The organism is Salinicoccus cyprini, assembly GCF_007713705.1.
Classification (GTDB): domain Bacteria; phylum Bacillota; class Bacilli; order Staphylococcales; family Salinicoccaceae; genus Salinicoccus; species Salinicoccus cyprini.
The window spans coordinates 68,620-89,514 of record NZ_VMSJ01000002.1 but is presented as its reverse complement, the minus strand read 5'-3'; the positions used below and the strand labels follow the sequence as shown (position 1 = coordinate 89,514).

The window sequence follows — 20,895 nt, the reverse complement described above, 5'->3', positions numbered from 1 at the left end:
CACGTTATAATTCCCGTTGCTGTTTATTTGCGTTCATACTCCAAAGATTGCTAAACTCCTACCATGCAAATCGAATAGGAGGCTGTAAAACGTGAATGAAGTCATAGAAACACTACAGAGCCACCGGTCAATCCGTTCCTACACGGATCAACCGGTCAGCGACAAACAGCTAGATGAAATTATAGAATCCGTTCAGGCGTCTCCAAATTGGATCAATGGCCAGCAGTATACGATCATTGCTGTGAAAGATAAAGCACGCAAGAAGCAGCTTGCTGAACTGTGCGGCAATCAGAAGCACATTGAAGAAGCACCTGTCTTTCTGATTTTCTGTGCGGATTACTACCGTACCGCCATCGCCAGTGAAATGGAAGGTACGCCATTGAATATTACGAATGATATCGATTCATTGATTGTCGGAGCAACAGACGTCGGCATTGCTCTTGGGACAGCGGTAGTTGCGGCGGAATCCATGGGCCTTGGGACTGTCGCCATCGGAGGCATTCGCAGGCAGTCTGGTGAAGTCATCGACATGCTCGAACTTCCAGAGTACGTCATTCCAGTCTCCGGGTTATGCATCGGCCATCCTGACGAAGATGTCGATCAGAAACCGCGACTTCCGAAAGAAGCCGTATATCATGAAGAGCGCTACAAGCACGACCTGAAACCACTGCTTGAAAAATACAATGATACCTACAAGCAGTACCTGCAGGAAAGAACGAGCAACAATAGAATAGGGACGTGGACTGGGTTCGTTTCTACATTCTTCAGTAAGCCATACTACCTGGGTATCGACGAGATGCTGAACAGACAGAAATTTCCGGGAGGAAAGCAGACACCTGAGCAATGATGCTCAGGTGTCTTTCTACGTGACCGGCTTAGTCTACTTGAAAAATGATACAAGTGATTTCATGAAGTCATTGAAAAAAACGATGGACATCAAACCTAGAATCATAAAGGTGGTGGATAGTGAATCATCAAAGAGGAAAATGCCGAGCACCACCAGGAGGAGACCTATATAAAAGCCGGGATCGTTATCCCCATATAATTCATCTTCATCGATACTGATCTTATTTTGCAGTTCTTCATCACTTTTGATCAGCTCGTCGATTGTAACACTAAAAATATCGCTTATTATGATCAGGTTTTTAATATCGGGATAACCTTTGTTGGTTTCCCATTTATAGACTGCCTGACGCGAAACATTCAATTCTTTGGCCAGCTTATCCTGACTCCATCCTTTTTCTTCCCTGAGTGTCTTAAGTTTGTTGCCGAATTCGTCATTCATATGCAAAGCCTCCTTTGGGTAAAGCCTACATTATTCTGGAGGGTTTTGGTATAAACTTATTGTTACAAAGGCAAACGTCTTGTTTGCATACTACTTTTACTTAATAAACTTTCATCTTCGCTTCGGTTTGAGTGCATGGGGACCATGTGTCGCGATAAGATGCAGGAGCGGTCGCCATGCATTGGTGTGACGCTGGGTAGCTTTACCTTCAGCAATTCTTTTAAGCTGCATGGCATAGTATACATTGCCGACAGCGGGACCGATGTTTGCGTCAAGCGCCTTCACGCCTGTAGTAAGGTGCTGGGTCGTTATTTCGGCGTTACTTCCCGCCATGATCTCTTTGGGCAGATGCGGTTCGAGTGCCAGCGGCCGGGCGATGCCGATCATATCGGTGTGATTTTTCTCAAGTGCCGACTCCATGCTTTCAGGAGAACGGAACCCGCCTGTTACGACAACCGGGATATCGACTTCCTCTTTCAGTTTCCGTGCATAGTCCAGGAAGAAAACTTCGGAATCCGTTCCTGTCGACATTTTCGGCTGTTCATAGTTGCCGCCGGATATTTCGATCAGATCCAAGCCGAGTGATGCCATCTTCTCGACCACTTGTATCGATTCCTCTTCTGTGAAACCTACTCTACTGAAGTCCGATGAATTGAGCTTCAATGCAATCGGATAATCCGCACCTACTGCGTAACGCATCTCTTCATATATTTCTACAAGGAACTTCATGCGGTTCTCAAGTCTGCCGCCATATTCATCTTCTCTTTGATTGTCGTGTGGAGAAAGAAACTGGTTGACGAGGTAGCCATGTGCCCCGTGAATCTGTACACCCGTAAACCCCGCTTTCCTAGCTAGGCGGGCAGTATTTGCAAACTTTTGGACAAGTTGTTTGATCTCCTCAACCGTCAAAGCTCTTGGTGGATTGAATGCCCCTCTGAATTTGTCTCCGAGCGGTACCGCACTCGGTGCCACCGGTTTTTTTGACATGGACTTCGGCGACTGCTTTCCCGGGTGATTGAGCTGCATCCAGAGTTGAGTTCCGTTCTCCGTACCCTTGCGTGCCCATTCCCGAAGCATCCCGATATCCCGTTCATCTTCTATAACGACGTTACCCGGCTCGCCCAGAGCATTACGGTCGACCATGACATTGCCTGTGACCACAACGCCGGCACCCCCTTTTGCCCATTCGTGATACAGTCTGATATGTTTTTCATTCGGCTGGTTCATGCTGCTTGCCATCGTTTCGCTCATTGCCGATTTGAAGAACCGGTTCTTAAGTTCAACGCCGTTCGCAAGTTTCAGCGGTTCTGCCACTCTCATCATCGGTTCCTCCTCTTTCTCCATTCTCATATGCTTTTCCCGATACTTTCAATTTGTAACCCATATTATCAGAGCACTATAGAAAAGCTCGTAATATATCATTTTATAAATTCAAGAATTGGAGTACACTTTAACCATACAGTATTCTAAAATGTTTGAATTTTACAATATAAGGGAAAAGCCTTATAAAATTTAATTTGAAAAGGGGAATGGGGATGAAGGACTTTTTTGAGTTCGAGCTCAACGGTAGCAAGCAGCAAGCTGTCAGCAGCAGTTCCGTGCTCGACCATTTGAAAGACACAGCTTTAGAACCTCCAAATCTATGCTACCACCCGGATCTGGGTGCACTGGAGACATGTGATACATGCATCGTCAAAGTGAATGGGGAATATGTACGGTCCTGCTCGACACAATTGAAAAAAGGGGATGTTGTGGAAACAGTGGGCGAGGATGTACATGAGGCCCAGCTCATTGCGATGGACCGTATTCTTGGCAACCATGAACTCTACTGCACCGTCTGTGACTTCAACAACGGCAACTGTGAAATACATAATACAGTCAAGGAGCTCCGGATCAGCCATCAGGAGACGCCGCATGAGGGGAAAGATGCGGGTGTAATGCGCAATGCTTTCTACCGCTATGACCCTGACCAGTGCATCCTGTGTGGCCGTTGTGTGGAAGCATGCCAGGATCTGCAGGTGAATGAAACACTGCTGATCGACTGGACCCTGAAAAAACCGCGTGTCATCTGGGATAACGATACGACGATCGATGATTCCTCCTGTGTAAACTGTGGACACTGCTCAACAGTCTGCCCATGCAATGCGATGATGGAGGTCGGCATGGAAGGGGAAGCGGGTTTCCTGACCGGCATGGCGCGTGAATCCTTCAGACCCATGGTCAATATTACAAAAAATGTAGAGACGGGCTATGAGTCTCTGATGACACTCTCCGATGTGGAAGCGCAGATGCGCGAGGAGCGCATCGATAAGACGAAGACGGTATGTACGTATTGTGGCGTTGGCTGTTCATTTGATGTGTGGACGAAAGGGCGCGAGATACTGAAGATCGAGCCGCGCAGCGAGGCGCCAGCGAATGGTGTATCCACTTGTGTCAAAGGAAAATTCGGCTGGGATTTTGTGAACAGTGAGGAGCGCCTCAAGAAACCATTGATCAGGGAAGGGGATGCCTTCAGGGAAGCAGAATGGGAAGAGGCGCTCGACCTCATCGAAAGCAAGTTCACAGCGACGCTGAAAGGCAAGGGACCGGACGCTCTGGCTTTCATTTCCTCTTCCAAATGTACAAATGAAGAATCCTACCTGATGCAAAAGCTGGGTCGCGGTGTCATCGGAACTAACAATATCGACAACTGTTCAAGATACTGCCAGTCACCAGCGACAATGGGACTGTGGCGTACTGTCGGCTACGGAGGCGACTCGGGCAGCATTACGGATATCGCCCAGGCAGAACTTGTCATCTCCATCGGATCCAATACGGCAGAATCCCACCCCGTACTGGCTACACGCGTCAAGCGAGCGCAGAAGCTGCATGGACAGAAAGTGATTGTGGCCGATCTGCGTGAGCATGAACTGGCCAACCGGGCAGATCTCTTTGTCAGACCCGCACCTGGCAGTGATCTCGTATGGCTGTCAGCTGTAACGAAGTACATCATCGATAAGGGATGGCACGATCGGGCCTTCCTGCGCGACCACGTCAATGATGTCGATGCCTACTTTGCCAGCCTTGATAAATATACATTGGATTATGCGTCGGAAGTGACCGGCATGACGAAAAAGGAACTGATCAGCATCGCAACATCCATCCATGAAGCGAAAAGTACATCCATCCTATGGGCCATGGGTGTCACCCAGCATGGCGGCGGCAGCGATACAAGCACAGCCATCTCCAACCTGCTGCTTGTCACCGGCAACTACATGAAGCCCGGTGCCGGTTCCTATCCGCTTCGTGGCCACAACAATGTCCAGGGGGCGAGTGACTTCGGCAGCATGCCGGACCGCTTCCCCGGGTACCAGTTCGTCAGCGATGATGCTGTCCGTGCCCGTTTCGAAAAGAGCTGGGGGACTGAAATACCGACAAAACCGGGGCTCAACAACCATGAGATGGTGGACGCCATACATGACGGCGACCTTGAAGTGCTTTACTTGAAAGGGGAGGACATGGGCATCGTCGATTCCAACCTGAACCACGTCCATTCCGCCTATGAAAAGCTGAAGTTCTTCGTTGTGCAGGATATATTCTTCTCGAAGACGTGCGAGTATGCGGATGTCGTCCTGCCTGCAAGCCCGAGCCTTGAGAAGGATGGCACATTCGTCAATACCGAACGCCGTTTCCAACGTCTCTATAAAGTCATGGACCCACTCGGTGACTCGAAGCCTGACTGGCAGATCATCACAGAAATCGCCAACCGTATGGGTGCCGACTGGAACTATGCACATCCGAGCGAGATCATGGATGAAGCTGCCTCGCTGACGCCGCTGTTTGCAGGTGTCAGCTATGATCGACTGGAGGGCTACGATAGTCTACAGTGGCCGGTGGCAGAGGACGGTACGGATACACCACTGCTATTTGAAAAGGAATTTCCACTGCCTGGGGGCAAAGCACGACTATGGCCGGTGGAATGGACGAAGCCGCTTGAATTTGAAAGCGAGTATGATCTTCACGTCAACAATGGCCGCCTGCTGGAACACTTCCATGAAGGCAATCTGACCTATAAATCAGAAGGCATCACTGCCAAAACCCCTGAAGTATTCCTGGAAGTTTCACCCGATCTTGCGAAGGAACGCAAGATAGAGGATGGTACAAAAGTCCGGCTGACATCCCCTTATGGCAGCGTCAAAGTCAGCTGTATTGTGACAGACCGTGTATTCGGCAATCAGCTCTATCTGCCGATGAACTCAAGCGGCGAAGGGGTCATCAACTACCTGACAAGCTCTCATGCCGACAAGGATACGGATACACCGGCCTACAAGGAGGTCTCTGTAAAAATGGAGGTACTCGAACCGAAAGGGAAAAGCCCACTACCAAAAATCAACCATCGCTATGGCAACCCGCAGCCCCAGATTGGTGTCCGCGTAGAGGAGAAGTGGGCCAGGGAAGACTATATATTCCCAGGTGATCTTGTCAAAGAGAGAAGGGGGAATAGGTAATGGCGAAAGCAACGAAAGTCATCCATAGGATGAAAGTGGATCCTGAAGTGGCACACGAGAAAGGCGTAAGGGAACTGGAGACACTGCTGGTGGACCACAAGGAGACGCTTAAGGATATTTTTGATATCGTGGAAAAGATGCGGGAACGCGAAATACTCAACATGGTCAACAGCAGTCTTGGCCAGAGTGACAAAATCATTACCCGCATTGTTACGGCACTCGATGCCTCCGATACACCCAAGTCGGTTAAAAACGCCATGCTGCTGTTCCAGCTTCTCGGCAATATCGACATGGAGCAGCTCGAACCCATTGCACTGAAAATAAACAGTGGTATTGCGCGCGCGGCAGAATATGAACATGAAGGGCAGCCTGCCGGATATGGAGGACTGCTTGGTGCCGTGAAGGACCCTGAAGTCATCGAGGGCATGAACGTCCTTCTTTGCATGCTGAAAGGGATGGGAGAACAGCAGGATGCAAAAGAGCGTGTTGAACCTCAAAAGGAACGTCTTGAGAATCCCGGCAAGGAAATGGGGACAAGCTCCACAAATAAGAAAAGCGTCCAACCATCAAACCGCAAGTCCAATACAGGATGGTATGTTCTGGCGGCAGGCGCATGGGGCGTGGCAATCCCGCTACTTATGAAGGGGAGGCAGGCCAAAGACAGAACTTCCGTCTGATGAAGGCAATAATGATAGGAAGAGGACTGAACTGATGAGAATATTTACTGCTGGACATTCAACCAATACGAAAGAGCAGTTTCTGCAGATGCTTGAATCCGCAAGCATCGAGTTTGTGGCAGATGTACGTGCCTATCCATACAGCAGAAAACACCCTCAATTCAATGGAGAAGAAATGAAAGAATGGCTGAAGGAAGCGGGTATCGGCTACAATCATTTTCCCCTGCTCGGAGGCAGGCGCGGTACTGCCTCAAATGTAGGCAGCAATCTGAACAGCGGCTGGAATAATGTTTCATTCCACAATTACGCAGACTATACGCTGACAGAAGATTTCTCTTCAGGTATTGAAATGCTGGTAGACAAGGCAGCTTCATACAATATAGTCTGCATGTGTTCAGAGCGGCACCCTGCCCGCTGCCATCGTCTGATCATCAGCAACTGGCTTGCGGCACACGATTGGACAGTCCAGCACATCATCAATAACAGCAAAAACGAACCGGAACTGGTTCACCATGTTCTCGGCAAATGGGGGGCAATGCCGATCATAGAGGCAGACGGCACTGTCGTGTACCCTGAAGACGTATAATTCTCAGGTACTTGACGGTCAGCTGGAACAAGGAAATGTCCATCAGTTGAAATTATTTTCATTTAGCACAACTTTCTTTATAATCAGCATATAAGACTTCCCATAGGAGCAGACAAATGATTGAATTTAAAAATGTGACAAAACGATACGGCGACAAGCTTGCAGTGGACGATGTGAGTTTCAATATCAGAGAAGGGGAAATATTTGTTCTGATCGGCCCTTCCGGTTGCGGCAAAACAACCACATTGAAGATGATCAATCGTCTGATACCACTTAGTGAAGGTTATATCTATTTCAAAGATAAGCCGATCAGTGACTACCCGATCTACGAGATGCGTTGGGATATTGGCTATGTACTTCAGCAGATCGCCCTTTTCCCGCATATGACCATCAAGGAAAATATTGCCCAGGTTCCCCAGATGAAGAAATGGAACGATAGGAAGATCAATGAAAGAATTGATGAACTGCTGACGATGGTCGGCCTGGAACCGGAACAGTACAAGCATCGTACACCAGATGAACTTTCCGGTGGTCAGCAGCAGCGTGTTGGTGTTGTAAGAGCACTGGCTGCCGACCCACCCCTTATACTTATGGATGAGCCGTTCAGTGCACTCGACCCGATCAGCAGGGAGAAACTTCAGGACGATCTGGTCGAATTGCAGAAAAAAATTAAAAAGACGATTGTCTTCGTCACCCATGATATCCAGGAGGCATTGAAGATTGGTGACCGTGTATGTCTGCTTAGAGAGGGTCATGTGGAACAGATCGGTACGCCTGAAGAGTTTATGGCCAACCCGAAGAATGACTTTGTCAGGGAGTTCATCGGCAACCTCGAGTCATACAGGATGCAGCAGGTAACGATTGCGGATATCATCAGGACATATCCACCACTTGATCCCGGAGATACTCCCGGCTATCCTGAGGTCGCACACGATGCAACACTTCAGGATATCTATCAGCACCTGTCAGATCATGAAGGTGTTGTCATCCGGGAAGATGGCGAGAGGAAAGTACTGAAACATCACGATGTCTTCAAGTATCTTGCAACAAGTCAGCGAGGTGATAAGCAATGAACACCTTCTTCGAAACACTGGATGCACGAAAAGGAGAACTGCTGACCACGCTGATTGAACACATCCAGATTTCCTTCATTTCTCTTATAATTGCTGTCATCATCGGTTTGCCACTTGGTATCCTGCTGACAAAAACAAAGAAGATATCGGAATTTGTCATCAACATAGCAGCTGTACTTCAGACCATCCCATCCCTGGCACTGCTCGGGCTCATGATACCGCTTTTCGGTATTGGTAAAGTACCGGCAATCATCGCCCTGACTGTCTATGCACTGTTGCCGATTCTACGTAATACGTTTACCGGAATCGACGAAGTGGATGATTCACTTGTCGAAGCGGCCAAAGGCATCGGTATGAAACCGATGCGCCGGCTGACCAAGGTCGAACTGCCGATTGCAATGCCGGTCATCATGGCAGGGATACGCACAGCGATGGTGCTGATCATCGGGACCGCGACCCTTGCTGCCCTGATCGGTGCCGGCGGTCTTGGGGACCTGATCCTGCTCGGAATCGACCGCAACAATACATCCCTCATTCTCATCGGTGCCATTCCGGCAGCGCTGCTGGCCATTCTTTTTGATGTATTGCTGCGTATCATTCAGAGATTATCCTATAAGAAGATCATCATTACGCTTGGAACCATTCTGATTGCCATGCTGGCAATTACTGTTGCTCCGCTGCTTGCTCAGAGAGAAGATTCCATCACCATCGCAGGTAAACTGGGCACAGAACCCGCCATCATTACAAATATGTATAAAATTCTGATTGAAGAAGAAACAGATTATACAGTCAATGTGGAAGATGGACTTGGCAGGACAACCTTCCTGTTCAATGCACTGAGATCCGATGATATTGATGGCTACCTTGAATTTACAGGCACCGTCATCGCTGAGCTGACAAAAGAAGAACTTGAATCGAAAGAGGAAGAAGCGGTCTACGAACAGGCCAAATCCGGACTCCAGGAACAGTTCGGTATGACACTGCTCGAACCGATGCAGTACAACAATACCTATGCACTTGCTGTAAAGCGAGATTTTGCAGAAGAACATAACCTTGAAACCATCGGAGATCTGAGAGAAATACAAAACCAGATCTATCCTGGGCTCACTGCAGAATTCAATGACCGTGCAGACGGCTTTCCGGCTCTGCTGGATGCCTATAATCTGGACTTCAATGAGGTAGTGACCATGGAGCCAAGTCTCAGATATCCGGCTGTTGAAGCAGGAGACATCAACCTGATTGATGCATACTCCACGGATGCAGAGCTCAGACAGTTCGATATGGTCGTACTTGAAGATGATAGAAACGTTTTCCCGCCATACCAGGGCGCACCTTTATTCAAGCAGTCATTCCTCGATGAACATCCTGAGATTATTGAACCACTGAACAAGCTCGGTGGCATGATCAGCAACGAAGAGATGCAGGAGATGAACTACCGTGTGGCTGAAGAAGGCGAAGATCCTTATGTTGTGGCTGAAGAATATCTGCAAGAGGCAGGTCTGATAGAGTAGTTTCTATCATCCAGCCGATGCCCTGTATTACAGACCTACTGTAATACAGGGTTTTTATTTGAAAAAATTACATAAAAAAGCAGGAACAGTGATAGAAATTCCCATTTGTTTTCGAATATAGAAGTGAACACAACAGTAAAGGAGGAAATCAGTTGGATTCCAATGAAGAACAAATGGTGCAGCTGATTCGTTCACAAGACGAAACAGGTATCAGATACTTGCTTCAGCACTATGGTGGCCTGATGAAAAGCGTCTCGCAACGTCATCTGTACCATCTTGAGAGCCATATTGACGAGTGCATGAATGATGCCCTGCTGGCAGTCTGGAACCATATTGAGGATTTTAATCCATCACAGTCTTCGTTTAAAAACTGGGTACTGTCCATCACACGTTTCAAAGCCATAGACCTTCTGCGCAAGCATAGTAAAGAGAAGCACGAAGCATGCGATGAGCACCCAGCCATTCATGAAGATCAGCATCAGCAACTTTGGGAAGAAGAATGGAATGATCTGATAAAAGATCTGAATGACAAGGATCAGCAACTGATGACGCTTGTCTTTGTGGAAGGATATTCTGTCGAAGATGCCGCAAGAATGAACGGAACCAGCAGAGATAATGTCTACAACCGGATATCGAGAGCAAGGAAGAAACTAAGGAGGCATAAGGATGAGCATCTACAAACAGTTCAATCACACGCAAACAGAAGACTATAGAGCTGACGCACTTAACAATGAAGAACTGGAGCATTACTTCAGCAACTTCAAATCAAGCCGGACAATCAAGAAGAAGACGAGAAGACCAGTCCGCTCCCTGGTTACTGCAGCAGCCGCTGTACTGGTGCTGATCCCTGTCGCATTCAACGAGGACATCCAGGCGAGTGTCTCCACGTTTCTGGATGATTTCAGTTATAGTCTGACGAACACCTTCTCTCCCAATGCCACCGAGTATGCATCCGCAGTCAATCAAGTATTGAGCTTTGATAATGCAGATATAAAATTGACTGATGTCCTTGTAGATGACCAGTACATCACGTACAACGTACTGATTGATGCGAAAGAAGATATCGAAGTGATCGGTCTGAACTCGAAGCCGCTTGAAATCAATGGAAAAACATACACCGGCGGCGCTTCTGGACAGCTCGGAATGGTTGACGAAGAGAATAACGTCTATTCCATGGTGATGACAGAACGTCTGAATGAACCGGTACCGGATGGCGAACTGGATATTTCACTCCAATTCAGCGACTTCTACTATTTTCAGGACGGCACTGAGCTGAAAGATGATATGAATGCTGTATATGAACTTACAGCAACCAAGTCTCTGCTCACCCAGGATACCCATAATCTCAACCTGGAAAAAATTTATGATGTTGGCGATTATGATGTCGCACTGAATCAACTTATACTCAATCCAGTCACAGCACGTATTGATGCACGAGATTCCGAGAAGAACCTGACATACGATATGACGTTTGAAGATCAATCCGGCAAGACCTATCTGTTCAACTTGACCAGTAAGTCGCCCGCAGAAACAGAAAATGAATTTGAAACAGTACTTACTTTCAATCCTGAATTCTCGAGCGGTACAATAGATGATTTGAACCATGCAGACTACCTGACCCCAGAATTTGAACTCTCCGTTATTCCTGAATCCAGCGGAAAGATACAGGATATTAAAAATCCAACTGTTGTATATGAACCCATCAATCTGAGATGATTTCTGTATTTTATCAATAAAACCTATTCGGAATAATTCATTTCCCGGGAAATAAGAGCATGTCAAAACGTTTTGACACCTATTATATGGTCGATGTCAAAAGAACTTGGTAGTATAAAAGAAATACCCCGACTAATCTGGAAACGAGGACATCGATATGAAAATCAGCACTCAAATTAGAAAGTACAGGCAACGGGATGGCTACTCCCAGGAGGAACTTGCACATAAATTATATGTGTCCAGGCAGACAATATCCAACTGGGAGAACAGCCATAGCTATCCGGATATTCAAACGCTTCTGATGATGAGTGTGCTATTCGATGTTTCTCTCGATAATCTGGTCAGGGGAGATATGGATATGATGAAAAACGAAGTTTTGAAGCAGAAGAACGCAATGAATTTCTGGTCGTGGACAATGGTAGGCGCCTATTTCGCAACTGCAGTACTGATGGGGGTAGTCCTCAACTTCATGAATATATGGGGAATCATCCTACCAATCTGTACATTCGGCATTGCTCTCCTTGGAGCAATCAAAGTAGAAAGGATTAAAAAGACACATGCTCTGGGAACGTACGAAAAGATTGTTGCTTTCAGTGAAGGGCGGCCGACAGAAGAAATATCAACCAAAAAGGGATGGAAGGATGTAATGAGTCTTGTAGGCGTGCCACTCGCATTCATAATCATAATGCTGCTGAGCGTCTATCTGTTCTCATTGATCTAGAAAAGACGGTCTGTACTATAAAATGGAATATAAAAATGTGGCTCCTGAAAGAGATTCAGGAGCCGTTTTATTTAGCTGCGCAGATTTTTGAATCCGACAACTATCGCTGCAAGCAGCAGTGCAATGCTTCCGATGAGCAATGTAATACTGACACTTGTATATTCGCTGCCACTTTCAGCGTAGATGCCATAATAGGGCCAGATGATTACGAGCGGATAGAGCCAGTCCTTGAAAAAGAAGGCAATGGCCAGACCGATCAGTGTCGCCACAATCAGAATAATGACCGTCCATGCCAGCTCATCCAGTCCAAGGATGGTTTCCACATTGTTGCTAACTGTGACTGTAAAGATATTGACGATGGTCGCAACTGTCACCCATGCAAAATAGATCGAGAAAGGCAGACGATCGAACCAGTGGTATCCGGTTTCGGTCATCGTGGAATACATCTCTGCCAATGTATAAAGCAGTGCTGCAATCACAATCGTGGATGCAATCAGCCACTGCTGGGTGAATACTAGAATCCATGCACCATTCAGGAGAAAGTTGATGATGGGCCAGAATTTCAGTCGATACGCCATGGAATCTTCCCATGTTCTTGAAAAGAAGATTTTGATGATCCATATGAAGAGCAATACATAGATTACACCCCAGATTGAGAATGCAAAACCTGCAGGCTGAATGATGGACTGGTTGTTATTTGCCACAAACCCCACATTCGTTGCACTCCAATAGTTCAGGAAAATCATGATGGCAAAGGCCACAAGGTATCCAATTGCCCATTTCTTCTGTTCAGCCATATGTACTCACTCTTTCTTCGATTAGTTGTTTCTTATCTATTTACTTTAAAGAGAAGGGTGAAACAATATATGCAGAATGCGTTTATTTGAATTAGAAAATAAAATGGATGGCGACCAGTATGAACATTGTAATTCCAAGTCTGATGTGCAGCTTTCTGACTCTGATTCTGGGGTCGATCAGCAGACGGTACCATCCCGAAAGGACAAGGACGAACAGGTTGATGGAAGCGAGGAATCCAGTCAGAATCTTCATGTTGGTCAGATTGAAGCCATAGAGCTCTATGACTGCCCATCCATGAAGCAGGATGATGATCAGAGCAGATGTCCCTACCCAGCGGTGGTATGGACGGATCCGCTTCGACATTCTCGCCAATCGTATCCTGTTCTGCCTGTTTTCTGCATTGCGGATTGTAGAGAACACTGCGTTTCGTGTCCAGTTGAAGATGAACAGCAGAAATCCGGCAAAACCGAGTAGTATATGTATGTATGATGCATGGCTGGATATGCCGAAGGCAACATTCCATATGGCCCAGATGAGCAGCATACCATTCAATAAAAACCAGATACTCATGTTCCTGCCTCCACACAAAGGATAATTTTATACGTGCCACAATGACTATGGTCACTAGAAAGAAATTATATAGAAGTTTCCAGTAATGTCCACAGTCCGAGAGATGATTTGTCGCCGCCCACAATATATGATAATATATTCATATATTGATATTGATGATTGAGGTGAAGTACTTTGGAAAAGTTTGAAGCTGAAAAGGAAAATATCCAGGACCTGGATAGCGAAACGATTTTCATGGTGTCACAGACGTTCAAGGCACTTGGTGATCCTACCAGAATCAGAATATTGAACTTGATATGCGAAGAAGAACATTCTGTGAATCAGATTGCAGAAACGCTGGATATTGGACAATCCACCGTTTCCCACCAGTTGCGGTTTCTGAAAAACCTGCGTCTTGTGAAGTACCGCCGTGAAGGCACAAGCATCTACTACTCGAATGATGATGAGCACGTGATGCTGACGCTGAAACAGATGATCGATCATGCACGCCACAACTAATTTGTACGTATGTGCGTGGGTACACGCATATGTTATTTAGGAGGGGTTTCCATGGGACATGACCATGAACACCATAATCATAATGCCAATCGGACTGTGTTGAAAACCAGTTTCTTCATCATTGCTGCATTTATGCTCCTCGAAGCCGTGGGGGGGTATCTGACCAACAGTCTGGCACTGCTCGCAGATGCAGGCCATATGCTGAGTGATGCCATTTCGCTCGGGGTCGCTGTACTGGCCATGACAGTCGGAGCAAAGGCCGCGGACTATAGTAAGACCTTCGGCTATAGACGATTCGAGATTCTGGCAGCCATTTTCAACGGCGTCACACTTATACTGATTTCCCTCTATATCTTCTATGAAGCATTCCAGCGGTTCTCAGACCCGCCGGAAGTGGCCTCGACCGGGATGCTGATCATCGCAATCATCGGTCTGTCAGTCAATATACTGGTCGCCTGGCTGATGATGAGCGGCGGCGATGCTAAAGAAAACCTGAATGTCAGAGCGGCCTTTCTGCATGTCCTCGGTGATCTGCTCGGATCAATTGGTGCCATCGTGGCAGCACTGCTCATCATGTTATTCGGCTGGGGCTTTGCCGACCCATTGGCCAGTGTAATTGTTGCTACCTTAGTGCTGATCAGCGGTTGGAACGTCTCTAAAGATGCAGTACACATTCTTATGGAAGGCACACCTTCCAATGTAGATATAAAGCGGATTGTTGAAACCATGAAGGAAGAAGAGGGCGTGACCGGTGTTCATGATCTGCATATATGGAGCATCTCAAGTGGGCTCAATGCCTTGTCATGCCATGTCACTGTAGACGGCAGCAGGACAGTAGGAGAATGCCAGAAGCTGCTGCAGTCTCTTGAAGAGCGGCTTGAGGATAAGAATATCCATCATGTAACGATTCAGATGGAAAATGAAACCCATCATCATTCAGATGCCTTAATGTGCAACATGAAGCATAGCCACTGATTCGGGATTCTGACACGGTAGTTGATCATCCATCAACTGCCGTTTTTTTATTGAACAATAAATTTTATCATCGGGTTGAGCATTTGTACTTGAATATACCCATATGGGGTATGTTATGATTCATTCAAGCTATACAGGAGGCAGTAACCACTTAAGCAAACCAAAGGTGTATAAAAGCTTTCTACAGCTAATAATAATGATAAAGGAAGTAACAACATGGCAAATCAAAACATCACACTGGAAACTGTATGGAATGGCAATCAGGGCGAAGGTGTCATCCATAGCAGAAATATTGATACCAAAATTGCAATTCCTGAAGCAATGGGCGGTACTGGTGCAGGTACGGATCCAAAAGAAATGCTCATCTCTTCTGCCGCAGCATGCTATTCAATGACACTGGCTTCCATGCTTGAAGCAAGAAAGCTGCCGGTCACCGAGTTCACAATGCGTTCTGAAGCAGGAATGACTGAAGAAAACAACCTGCAGATTGTACACTACCCTCAGATTACACTATCAGCAGAAGCGACAGAAAAAGAAGTCCAATCGGTGGATAGAGCATTTTCATCTGCTGATAAGGCTTGTGCTGTCGGCAATATACTGAAAAAAGCAGATAATGAAATTTCCATCGAAGGGAGCATCTCTGTAGGTACTGGCGAATAATACGCTGTTTCATCTTCGAAATGTATCTCACTGGAAGTAGGAGTTGAATAATAGAATGACGAATTATCAATTGGAAGTCTATTCAAGGCCGACCTGTTCAGATTGCCAGAACCTGAAGCAGTTTCTTCGAGCGCATAGCATTTCATATACAGAATATGACTTGTCAGAGCAGCCCGAGAAAGAACAGGACCTCAAGAAGATCACAGGGAGCAGGATTGTTCCTGCCCTTGTCTTCTCACGTCCTGCGTTTATGGGAATCAAAAGAAAAAGGACCAGCATGATCGGTTTTGAACAGAATGAAGAAAAGATCAGAACATTACTGAATATCACTTAGAATATTACAAAGCACTTTCTTGACGCTATATTTTTTTACACGTATTAATACCCCATAAGGGTATTAATGCAAAGGTAGAACTTGGACGAAATAAAATCAAATGAACTGGAGGTTCTTCCCATGTCATCACAAACACTCACACATCCAATCCGAATCGCTTTAAAGCACTGTTTCTTCTTTGTTTTGCCAACTTCCTCGTCATGATGGACTCGGCAATCATACAGATTGCATTACCATCCATACAGGGAACACTTGGCTATACCCAGGAGAATCTGCAATGGATCATGAGTGCATTCCTCATCTTCTTTGGCGGATTCCTGCTACTGGGTGGCAGACTTGCCGATCTATTCGGCAATAGAAAAATTTTCAATATCGGTGTCATGATCCTCGTTGTCTCATCCTTATTTGCAGGGTTGGCATGGAGTGAAATGGCTCTGAATGTCTCAAGAGCTGTACAAGGACTCGGATCTGCCCTGATCGCTCCAGCAGCATTATCCATGATCATGCTGCTGTTCAGCGCAAACCCAAAGGAAATGGGTAAAGCACTTGCCTTCTGGGGTCTGTCCGGTGCAGCTGGCGGCGCCCTCGGCATCGTCCTCGGTGGCGTCATCACGGAATTCGTAGGATGGCGTTGGACGCTGCTACTCTATGTACCGCTTGGTCTCGCAGTTCTATTCTTTTCACCAAGACTACTGCAAGCTACGAAAGGCAGAGTCAAAGGCCGTGTCGATTACATCGGTGCGCTGGCGGTAACCATATCATTGATGCTCATTGTATACGGTATTGTTACAGCTGAGCACAGTGGATGGCAGTCTCTGAGTACAATCCTGCCGCTCTCAATCGGCGGATTGCTATTCCTGCTGTTCCTGATTCTGCAATCCAGAGTAAAAGCACCGCTTATTCCGCTCAATATTTTTAGGGCACACAATCTTATGATCGGAAACATTTCCGTATTCCTGATCGCAGCATCATGGTTCCCACTCGTATATATACTGGTACTATACCTCCAGCAGGTATTACATCTGGCACCATTCACCAGTGCGATGGCGCTGATCCCGATGCCGATTTTCATGGCATTCTTCATGATCATGATTGCTGAGAAAGTAATGGCCAAGTTCGGTATCAAAAAGACGATGGTTGCCGAGTTCATCATACTGGCTGCTGGCGGTTTCCTCTTCTCCCAGATGGCAACGGTAGATGGAAACTACTGGACCAATGTATTGCTTGCTTCTCTATTTGCATCTTTAGGCAACGCACTGGCATATCTGCCGGCAACAACCGCTTCGGTTGCTGCAGTCAGGTCGGACAGATCAGGTATTGCATCAGGACTGTATAACACTTTCTATCAGATCGGTTCTGCCATCGGTCTTGCATCCATCGTAGCTATCGCAGGCGCAGCAAGATCTGCGAGTACTGCGGCCAATCCAGTCGCCATGCTGAATGACGGATTCCAGCAGGCCTTCCTATGGTCCGGAATCATCGCATTGGCGGGAGCTGTTCTTGCCATCATTTTCACACATCCGGCAACACAGGAAGAGTAAAAAGCCAGTCCAGCAACTGCCGGCAAGTCTTTAAGCTAAAATCATTCATTGGAGGAATCAATTATGAAAAATATAAAATATCTATTTGGAGCAACAGCCGTGACGGCACTGATACTCGGTGCCTGCGGGGCAGAGGAAAGCACTTCAGAGCATGGATCACATGAAGAAAGTATGGATCATTCTGAAATGGAGCACTCCGGTATGGACCACTCCAGCTCAGGCGAAGTGCCGGAGAGCCTTGCAGAAGCAGAAGACCCGACCTATCCAGTGGATAGCCAGGCAATCATACGCACAGAGCATATGGCAGGAATGAATGGTGCCACCGCAACCATTACAGGTGCGTTCGACACTACAGCCTATGCTGTGACGTATACTCCTGAGACAGGCGGCGACCCGGTCGAAAACCACAAATGGGTAGTCCACGAAGAACTGGATAATCCGGGCGAAGCACCTTTAGCACAAGGGGATGAAGCTACAATGAACGCAACGCATATGGAAGGCATGGACGGTGCCACTGCGACGATTGATTCTGCTGAACAGACGACTGTCTACATGGTGAGCTATACGGATACGGAGACTGGAAATGAAGTCCAACATCATAAATGGGTCACTGAAGACGAACTGGAACCATTGGAGTAGCTTTTCAAAATCCGCTGTCTTGACATTAATACCCTTAGGGGGTATAATGAAATGAATTAATAACACATGAAAAGTGGTGAATATATATGGCGGATCATTTACAGGCACTTGCGATCGAACCAAGAACTTCGGATGAGAAGACAAAGATGCTGAATCGTCTGAAGCGTGTCGAAGGGCAAGTTCGCGGCATACAGAAAATGATTGATGAAGACCGCTACTGTATCGATATTCTGGTACAGATCAGTGCCATCGAATCGGCACTGAAGAACGTCGGATACAGTGTAACCGAAAGACATATGAAGCACTGTGTGACAGACGCCATTGAAAAAGGGGAAGGTGCTGATTCCATCGAAGAACTGATGGCGGTCCTGAAGCAATTCTCCAAGTAGAAAAAGCAAAATCGAATAAGGAGGGAAATATATTGTCCAACAGCAAACACGTCACATTAAACGTTACAGGCATGACATGCGCCGCATGTTCAAGCCGTATTGAAAAAGTACTGAATAAGATGGACGATGTCGATGCCAAAGTCAATCTGGCAACTGAGAAGGCGTCCATCGACTATGATTCAGATAGTATAAAACTCGATACCATTACAGATAAAATCGCAAACCTTGGATATGGTGTCGAATATGATGAAGTCGAATTCGATATTACCGGCATGACATGTGCCGCATGTTCAAGCCGCATCGAGAAAGTATTGAATAAGACCGACGGCGTTAGTAATGCAACAGTCAACCTGACTACAGAAAGTGCCGTCATCGAATATAATTCCAGTATCGTCACCGAGAAGGATCTTATCAGTAAAGTCGGCAATCTGGGGTATGAAGCAAAACCGAAACAGAGCAGTGAAGAAAAAGGCACCAAGAAGGAACAGGAACTGACACGGATGAAGTGGAAAGTCATCATTGCAGCACTTTTATCCTTACCGCTGCTTGTGACCATGCTTGATCACCTGTTCGGAGTAAGCCTTCCGGCCATATTCATGAATCCATGGTTCCAGCTGGCGTTTGCCACTCCTGTGCAGTTCATTCTCGGCTGGCAGTTCTATGTCGGTGCCTATAAGAACCTGAAGAACTTCAACGCCAATATGGATGTACTTGTTGTCATGGGTACAAGCGCTGCATTCATATATAGTCTATATGAAACCTATTCATGGATGACCGGTGCCACAATGCACCCGCATCTTTATTTTGAAACGAGTGCCATCATCATTACACTGATCCTATTCGGAAAATATCTGGAAACACGTGCAAAATCAAATACGACAGGCGCCATCAAGGAGCTTCTGAATCTCCAGGCGAAAGAAGCGCGCGTCATCAAAGATGGTGTAGAGCAGATGGTACCGGCCGAAGAAGTTATGAAGGGCGACCACCTCATCGTCAAGCCGGGTGAGAAATTCCCGGTGGATGCGGTCGTCGTCAAAGGACGGACGTCTGTTGACGAATCGATGATCACCGGCGAGTCGATTCCAATTGAAAAAGAAATCGGCACCAGTGTCATCGGATCGACCGTGAACCAGAACGGTACAGTTGAAATTGAAGCAACCAAGGTCGGCAAGGAAACAGCCCTCCAGTCCATCATCAAAGTGGTTGAAGAAGCACAAGGCAAAAAAGCACCGATACAGAGGATGGCTGACATCATTTCGGGCTATTTCGTTCCTATCGTCATCGGAATTGCATTTGTCACGTTCCTCGTATGGTACTTCCTGGCAAGCCCAGGCAATTTTGAACCTGCACTCGTCGCTGCGATTTCGGTACTCGTTATCGCATGTCCTTGTGCGCTTGGTCTTGCTACACCGACATCAATCATGGTCGGCACAGGCAAAGGCGCGGAAAATGGGATTCTATTCAAAGGTGGGGAGCACCTTGAAAAGACGCATTCTCTGAATACAATCATCATGGATAAGACAGGTACAATCACTAAAGGTAAACCTGAAGTGACCGATTTCACAGGCGACCAGGATACACTCAGGCTGCTTGCTTCAGCTGAGAAAGGTTCTGAGCACCCACTGGCACAAGCCATCGTCGGCTATGCAACTGAAAATGATATTTCAATGGTAGATGTGGAAGACTTCAGTGCGATACCAGGACACGGTATCGAAGCAGTCATCGAAGGCCGCAAAGTTCTTGTCGGTACGCGCAAGCTGATGGCTGAAAATAATATGAACACGGATCACCTTGAAGACAGCATGACCCAGTTCGAACACGAAGGCAAAACAGCCATGATCATTGCAACAGATAATCAGATCAAAGGTGTCGTTGCCGTGCAGGATACGGTAAAGGACAGTGCCAAAGAAGCAATCAAAGCATTGCATGACCAAGGTCTTGAAGTGGTCATGCTGACCGGGGACAATACCCGGACAGCAGCAGCCATCGCCAGACAGGTCAACATCGATACGGTCATCGCTGAAGTACTTCCTGAGGAAAAAGCGTCTCATGTTAAACAAATGCAGGACGAAGGCAAAATCGTCGCCATGGTTGGAGACGGCGTCAATGATGCCCCTGCACTTGCAACTGCCGACATCGGTATCGCCATCGGTACCGGTACAGAAGTTGCAATCGAAGCCGCCGACATCACCATTCTCGGTGGCGAACTGACACTGATCCCAAGGGCAATCAACCTGAGCCATAAAACAATACGCAACATCAAGCAGAACCTGTTCTGGGCATTCGCCTATAATACAGCAGGCATTCCAATCGCAGCACTCGGGTTCCTTGCCCCTTGGGTGGCAGGCGCTGCCATGGCATTCAGCTCAGTCAGCGTTGTATCAAACTCGCTTCGCCTGAAACGCGCAAAAATTTAATTCAAATCATAGGAGGAA

21 protein-coding genes are annotated in these 20,895 nt (G+C 46.9%); 17 read left to right on the top strand and 4 right to left on the bottom strand.

Annotation, left to right across the window (positions count from 1 at the left end; all coding sequences use genetic code 11):
* Positions 1 to 91: 91 nt before the first annotated feature.
* The gene (locus tag FO441_RS06655; protein WP_145287618.1) at positions 92 to 847 is read left to right on the top strand and encodes an NADPH-dependent oxidoreductase; all 756 of its coding nucleotides are present in this window, start codon (positions 92 to 94) and stop codon (positions 845 to 847) included.
* A gap of 33 nt (positions 848 to 880) precedes the next feature.
* Here FO441_RS06655 and FO441_RS06650 read toward each other — a convergent pair whose 3' ends face one another.
* Together FO441_RS06650 and FO441_RS06645 are read right to left on the bottom strand one after the other, a co-directional pair.
* The gene (locus FO441_RS06650; RefSeq protein WP_145287615.1) at positions 881 to 1,285 is read right to left on the bottom strand and encodes a helix-turn-helix transcriptional regulator; all 405 of its coding nucleotides are present in this window, start codon (positions 1,283 to 1,285) and stop codon (positions 881 to 883) included.
* Between the two features lie 111 nt (positions 1,286 to 1,396).
* The gene (locus tag FO441_RS06645) at positions 1,397 to 2,605 is read right to left on the bottom strand and encodes an NADH:flavin oxidoreductase/NADH oxidase family protein (RefSeq protein WP_246095060.1); all 1,209 of its coding nucleotides are present in this window, start codon (positions 2,603 to 2,605) and stop codon (positions 1,397 to 1,399) included.
* 215 nt (positions 2,606 to 2,820) lie between these two features.
* Between FO441_RS06645 and fdhF the strand changes: the two genes are divergently transcribed.
* The 8 genes from fdhF (at position 2,821) to FO441_RS06605 (ending at position 12,056) form a co-directional block, all read left to right on the top strand.
* Positions 2,821 to 5,772, top strand: coding sequence for a formate dehydrogenase subunit alpha (gene fdhF / locus FO441_RS06640; RefSeq protein ID WP_145287609.1), 2,952 nt, complete (start codon positions 2,821 to 2,823; stop codon positions 5,770 to 5,772).
* On the top strand, positions 5,772 to 6,449 hold the full coding sequence (locus FO441_RS06635) for a helical membrane plugin domain-containing protein (protein WP_145287607.1): 678 nt from the start codon (positions 5,772 to 5,774) through the stop codon (positions 6,447 to 6,449). Before fdhF ends, FO441_RS06635 begins: the two co-directional genes overlap by 1 nt.
* A 34-nt stretch (positions 6,450 to 6,483) precedes the next feature.
* A complete protein-coding gene (locus tag FO441_RS06630; RefSeq protein ID WP_145287604.1) occupies positions 6,484 to 7,035 on the top strand; it encodes a DUF488 domain-containing protein in 552 nt (183 codons plus the stop codon).
* A 116-nt stretch (positions 7,036 to 7,151) separates the two neighbouring features.
* Positions 7,152 to 8,108, top strand: coding sequence for an ABC transporter ATP-binding protein (locus FO441_RS06625; RefSeq protein ID WP_145287601.1), 957 nt, complete (start codon positions 7,152 to 7,154; stop codon positions 8,106 to 8,108).
* Positions 8,105 to 9,619: an ABC transporter permease/substrate-binding protein gene (locus FO441_RS06620; RefSeq protein ID WP_145287598.1), complete on the top strand. Its 1,515-nt coding sequence runs from the start codon at positions 8,105 to 8,107 to the stop codon at positions 9,617 to 9,619. The genes FO441_RS06625 and FO441_RS06620 overlap by 4 nt, the downstream gene beginning before the upstream one ends.
* 152 nt (positions 9,620 to 9,771) lie before the next feature.
* The gene (locus FO441_RS06615; RefSeq protein WP_145287595.1) at positions 9,772 to 10,332 is read left to right on the top strand and encodes a sigma-70 family RNA polymerase sigma factor; all 561 of its coding nucleotides are present in this window, start codon (positions 9,772 to 9,774) and stop codon (positions 10,330 to 10,332) included.
* Positions 10,286 to 11,335 (top strand): DUF4179 domain-containing protein, encoded by a 1,050-nt coding sequence (locus tag FO441_RS06610; RefSeq protein WP_145287592.1) that lies wholly within the window; start codon positions 10,286 to 10,288, stop codon positions 11,333 to 11,335. Before FO441_RS06615 ends, FO441_RS06610 begins: the two co-directional genes overlap by 47 nt.
* Positions 11,336 to 11,492: 157 nt before the next feature.
* Positions 11,493 to 12,056, top strand: coding sequence for a helix-turn-helix domain-containing protein (locus FO441_RS06605; RefSeq protein WP_145287588.1), 564 nt, complete (start codon positions 11,493 to 11,495; stop codon positions 12,054 to 12,056).
* Positions 12,057 to 12,127: 71 nt separating this feature from the next.
* On the opposite strand, the gene FO441_RS06600 is transcribed toward FO441_RS06605, so the two are convergent.
* Together FO441_RS06600 and FO441_RS06595 are read right to left on the bottom strand one after the other, a co-directional pair.
* Positions 12,128 to 12,853, bottom strand: coding sequence for a tryptophan-rich sensory protein (locus tag FO441_RS06600; RefSeq protein WP_145287585.1), 726 nt, complete (start codon positions 12,851 to 12,853; stop codon positions 12,128 to 12,130).
* A 91-nt stretch (positions 12,854 to 12,944) separates the two neighbouring features.
* On the bottom strand, positions 12,945 to 13,424 hold the full coding sequence (locus FO441_RS06595) for a hypothetical protein (RefSeq protein WP_145287583.1): 480 nt from the start codon (positions 13,422 to 13,424) through the stop codon (positions 12,945 to 12,947).
* A gap of 234 nt (positions 13,425 to 13,658) precedes the next feature.
* Here FO441_RS06595 and FO441_RS06590 point away from each other — a divergent pair, with 234 nt between their 5' ends.
* The 8 genes from FO441_RS06590 (at position 13,659) to FO441_RS06555 (ending at position 20,877) form a co-directional block, all read left to right on the top strand.
* Positions 13,659 to 13,922, top strand: coding sequence for an ArsR/SmtB family transcription factor (locus FO441_RS06590; RefSeq protein WP_145288245.1), 264 nt, complete (start codon positions 13,659 to 13,661; stop codon positions 13,920 to 13,922).
* 51 nt (positions 13,923 to 13,973) lie between these two features.
* Positions 13,974 to 14,897, top strand: coding sequence for a cation diffusion facilitator family transporter (locus FO441_RS06585; protein WP_145287580.1), 924 nt, complete (start codon positions 13,974 to 13,976; stop codon positions 14,895 to 14,897).
* 216 nt (positions 14,898 to 15,113) lie between these two features.
* Positions 15,114 to 15,557 carry an OsmC family protein gene (locus FO441_RS06580; RefSeq protein ID WP_145287577.1) on the top strand — a complete coding sequence of 148 codons (444 nt, stop codon included), beginning with the start codon at positions 15,114 to 15,116 and terminating at the stop codon, positions 15,555 to 15,557.
* Between the two features lie 55 nt (positions 15,558 to 15,612).
* Positions 15,613 to 15,891 carry a glutaredoxin family protein gene (locus tag FO441_RS06575; RefSeq protein ID WP_145287574.1) on the top strand — a complete coding sequence of 93 codons (279 nt, stop codon included), beginning with the start codon at positions 15,613 to 15,615 and terminating at the stop codon, positions 15,889 to 15,891.
* Positions 15,892 to 16,016: 125 nt separating this feature from the next.
* Positions 16,017 to 17,432, top strand: a complete 1,416-nt coding sequence (locus FO441_RS06570) for an MFS transporter (RefSeq protein ID WP_246095074.1) — start codon at positions 16,017 to 16,019, stop codon at positions 17,430 to 17,432.
* Between the two features lie 63 nt (positions 17,433 to 17,495).
* A complete protein-coding gene (locus FO441_RS06565) occupies positions 17,496 to 18,071 on the top strand; it encodes a YdhK family protein (RefSeq protein WP_145287568.1) in 576 nt (191 codons plus the stop codon).
* 86 nt (positions 18,072 to 18,157) lie between these two features.
* The gene (locus tag FO441_RS06560) at positions 18,158 to 18,460 is read left to right on the top strand and encodes a metal-sensing transcriptional repressor (protein WP_145287565.1); all 303 of its coding nucleotides are present in this window, start codon (positions 18,158 to 18,160) and stop codon (positions 18,458 to 18,460) included.
* A gap of 32 nt (positions 18,461 to 18,492) precedes the next feature.
* The gene (locus tag FO441_RS06555) at positions 18,493 to 20,877 is read left to right on the top strand and encodes a heavy metal translocating P-type ATPase (protein WP_145287563.1); all 2,385 of its coding nucleotides are present in this window, start codon (positions 18,493 to 18,495) and stop codon (positions 20,875 to 20,877) included.
* The last annotated feature ends 18 nt before the right edge of the window (positions 20,878 to 20,895 follow it).

Coding starts and splice junctions, on each gene's coding strand:
- FO441_RS06635 (WP_145287607.1), top strand. CDS start 5,772: ATGGCGAAAGCAACGAAAGTCATCCATAGGATGAAAGTGGATCCTGAA.
- FO441_RS06585 (WP_145287580.1), top strand. CDS start 13,974: ATGGGACATGACCATGAACACCATAATCATAATGCCAATCGGACTGTG.
- FO441_RS06575 (WP_145287574.1), top strand. CDS start 15,613: ATGACGAATTATCAATTGGAAGTCTATTCAAGGCCGACCTGTTCAGAT.
- FO441_RS06595 (WP_145287583.1), bottom strand. CDS start 13,424: ATGAGTATCTGGTTTTTATTGAATGGTATGCTGCTCATCTGGGCCATA.
- FO441_RS06605 (WP_145287588.1), top strand. CDS start 11,493: ATGAAAATCAGCACTCAAATTAGAAAGTACAGGCAACGGGATGGCTAC.
- FO441_RS06645 (WP_246095060.1), bottom strand. CDS start 2,605: ATGAGAGTGGCAGAACCGCTGAAACTTGCGAACGGCGTTGAACTTAAG.
- FO441_RS06625 (WP_145287601.1), top strand. CDS start 7,152: ATGATTGAATTTAAAAATGTGACAAAACGATACGGCGACAAGCTTGCA.
- FO441_RS06610 (WP_145287592.1), top strand. CDS start 10,286: ATGAGCATCTACAAACAGTTCAATCACACGCAAACAGAAGACTATAGA.
- FO441_RS06650 (WP_145287615.1), bottom strand. CDS start 1,285: ATGAATGACGAATTCGGCAACAAACTTAAGACACTCAGGGAAGAAAAA.
- FO441_RS06565 (WP_145287568.1), top strand. CDS start 17,496: ATGAAAAATATAAAATATCTATTTGGAGCAACAGCCGTGACGGCACTG.
- FO441_RS06580 (WP_145287577.1), top strand. CDS start 15,114: ATGGCAAATCAAAACATCACACTGGAAACTGTATGGAATGGCAATCAG.
- FO441_RS06630 (WP_145287604.1), top strand. CDS start 6,484: ATGAGAATATTTACTGCTGGACATTCAACCAATACGAAAGAGCAGTTT.
- fdhF (WP_145287609.1), top strand. CDS start 2,821: ATGAAGGACTTTTTTGAGTTCGAGCTCAACGGTAGCAAGCAGCAAGCT.
- FO441_RS06560 (WP_145287565.1), top strand. CDS start 18,158: ATGGCGGATCATTTACAGGCACTTGCGATCGAACCAAGAACTTCGGAT.
- FO441_RS06590 (WP_145288245.1), top strand. CDS start 13,659: ATGGTGTCACAGACGTTCAAGGCACTTGGTGATCCTACCAGAATCAGA.
- FO441_RS06620 (WP_145287598.1), top strand. CDS start 8,105: ATGAACACCTTCTTCGAAACACTGGATGCACGAAAAGGAGAACTGCTG.
- FO441_RS06600 (WP_145287585.1), bottom strand. CDS start 12,853: ATGGCTGAACAGAAGAAATGGGCAATTGGATACCTTGTGGCCTTTGCC.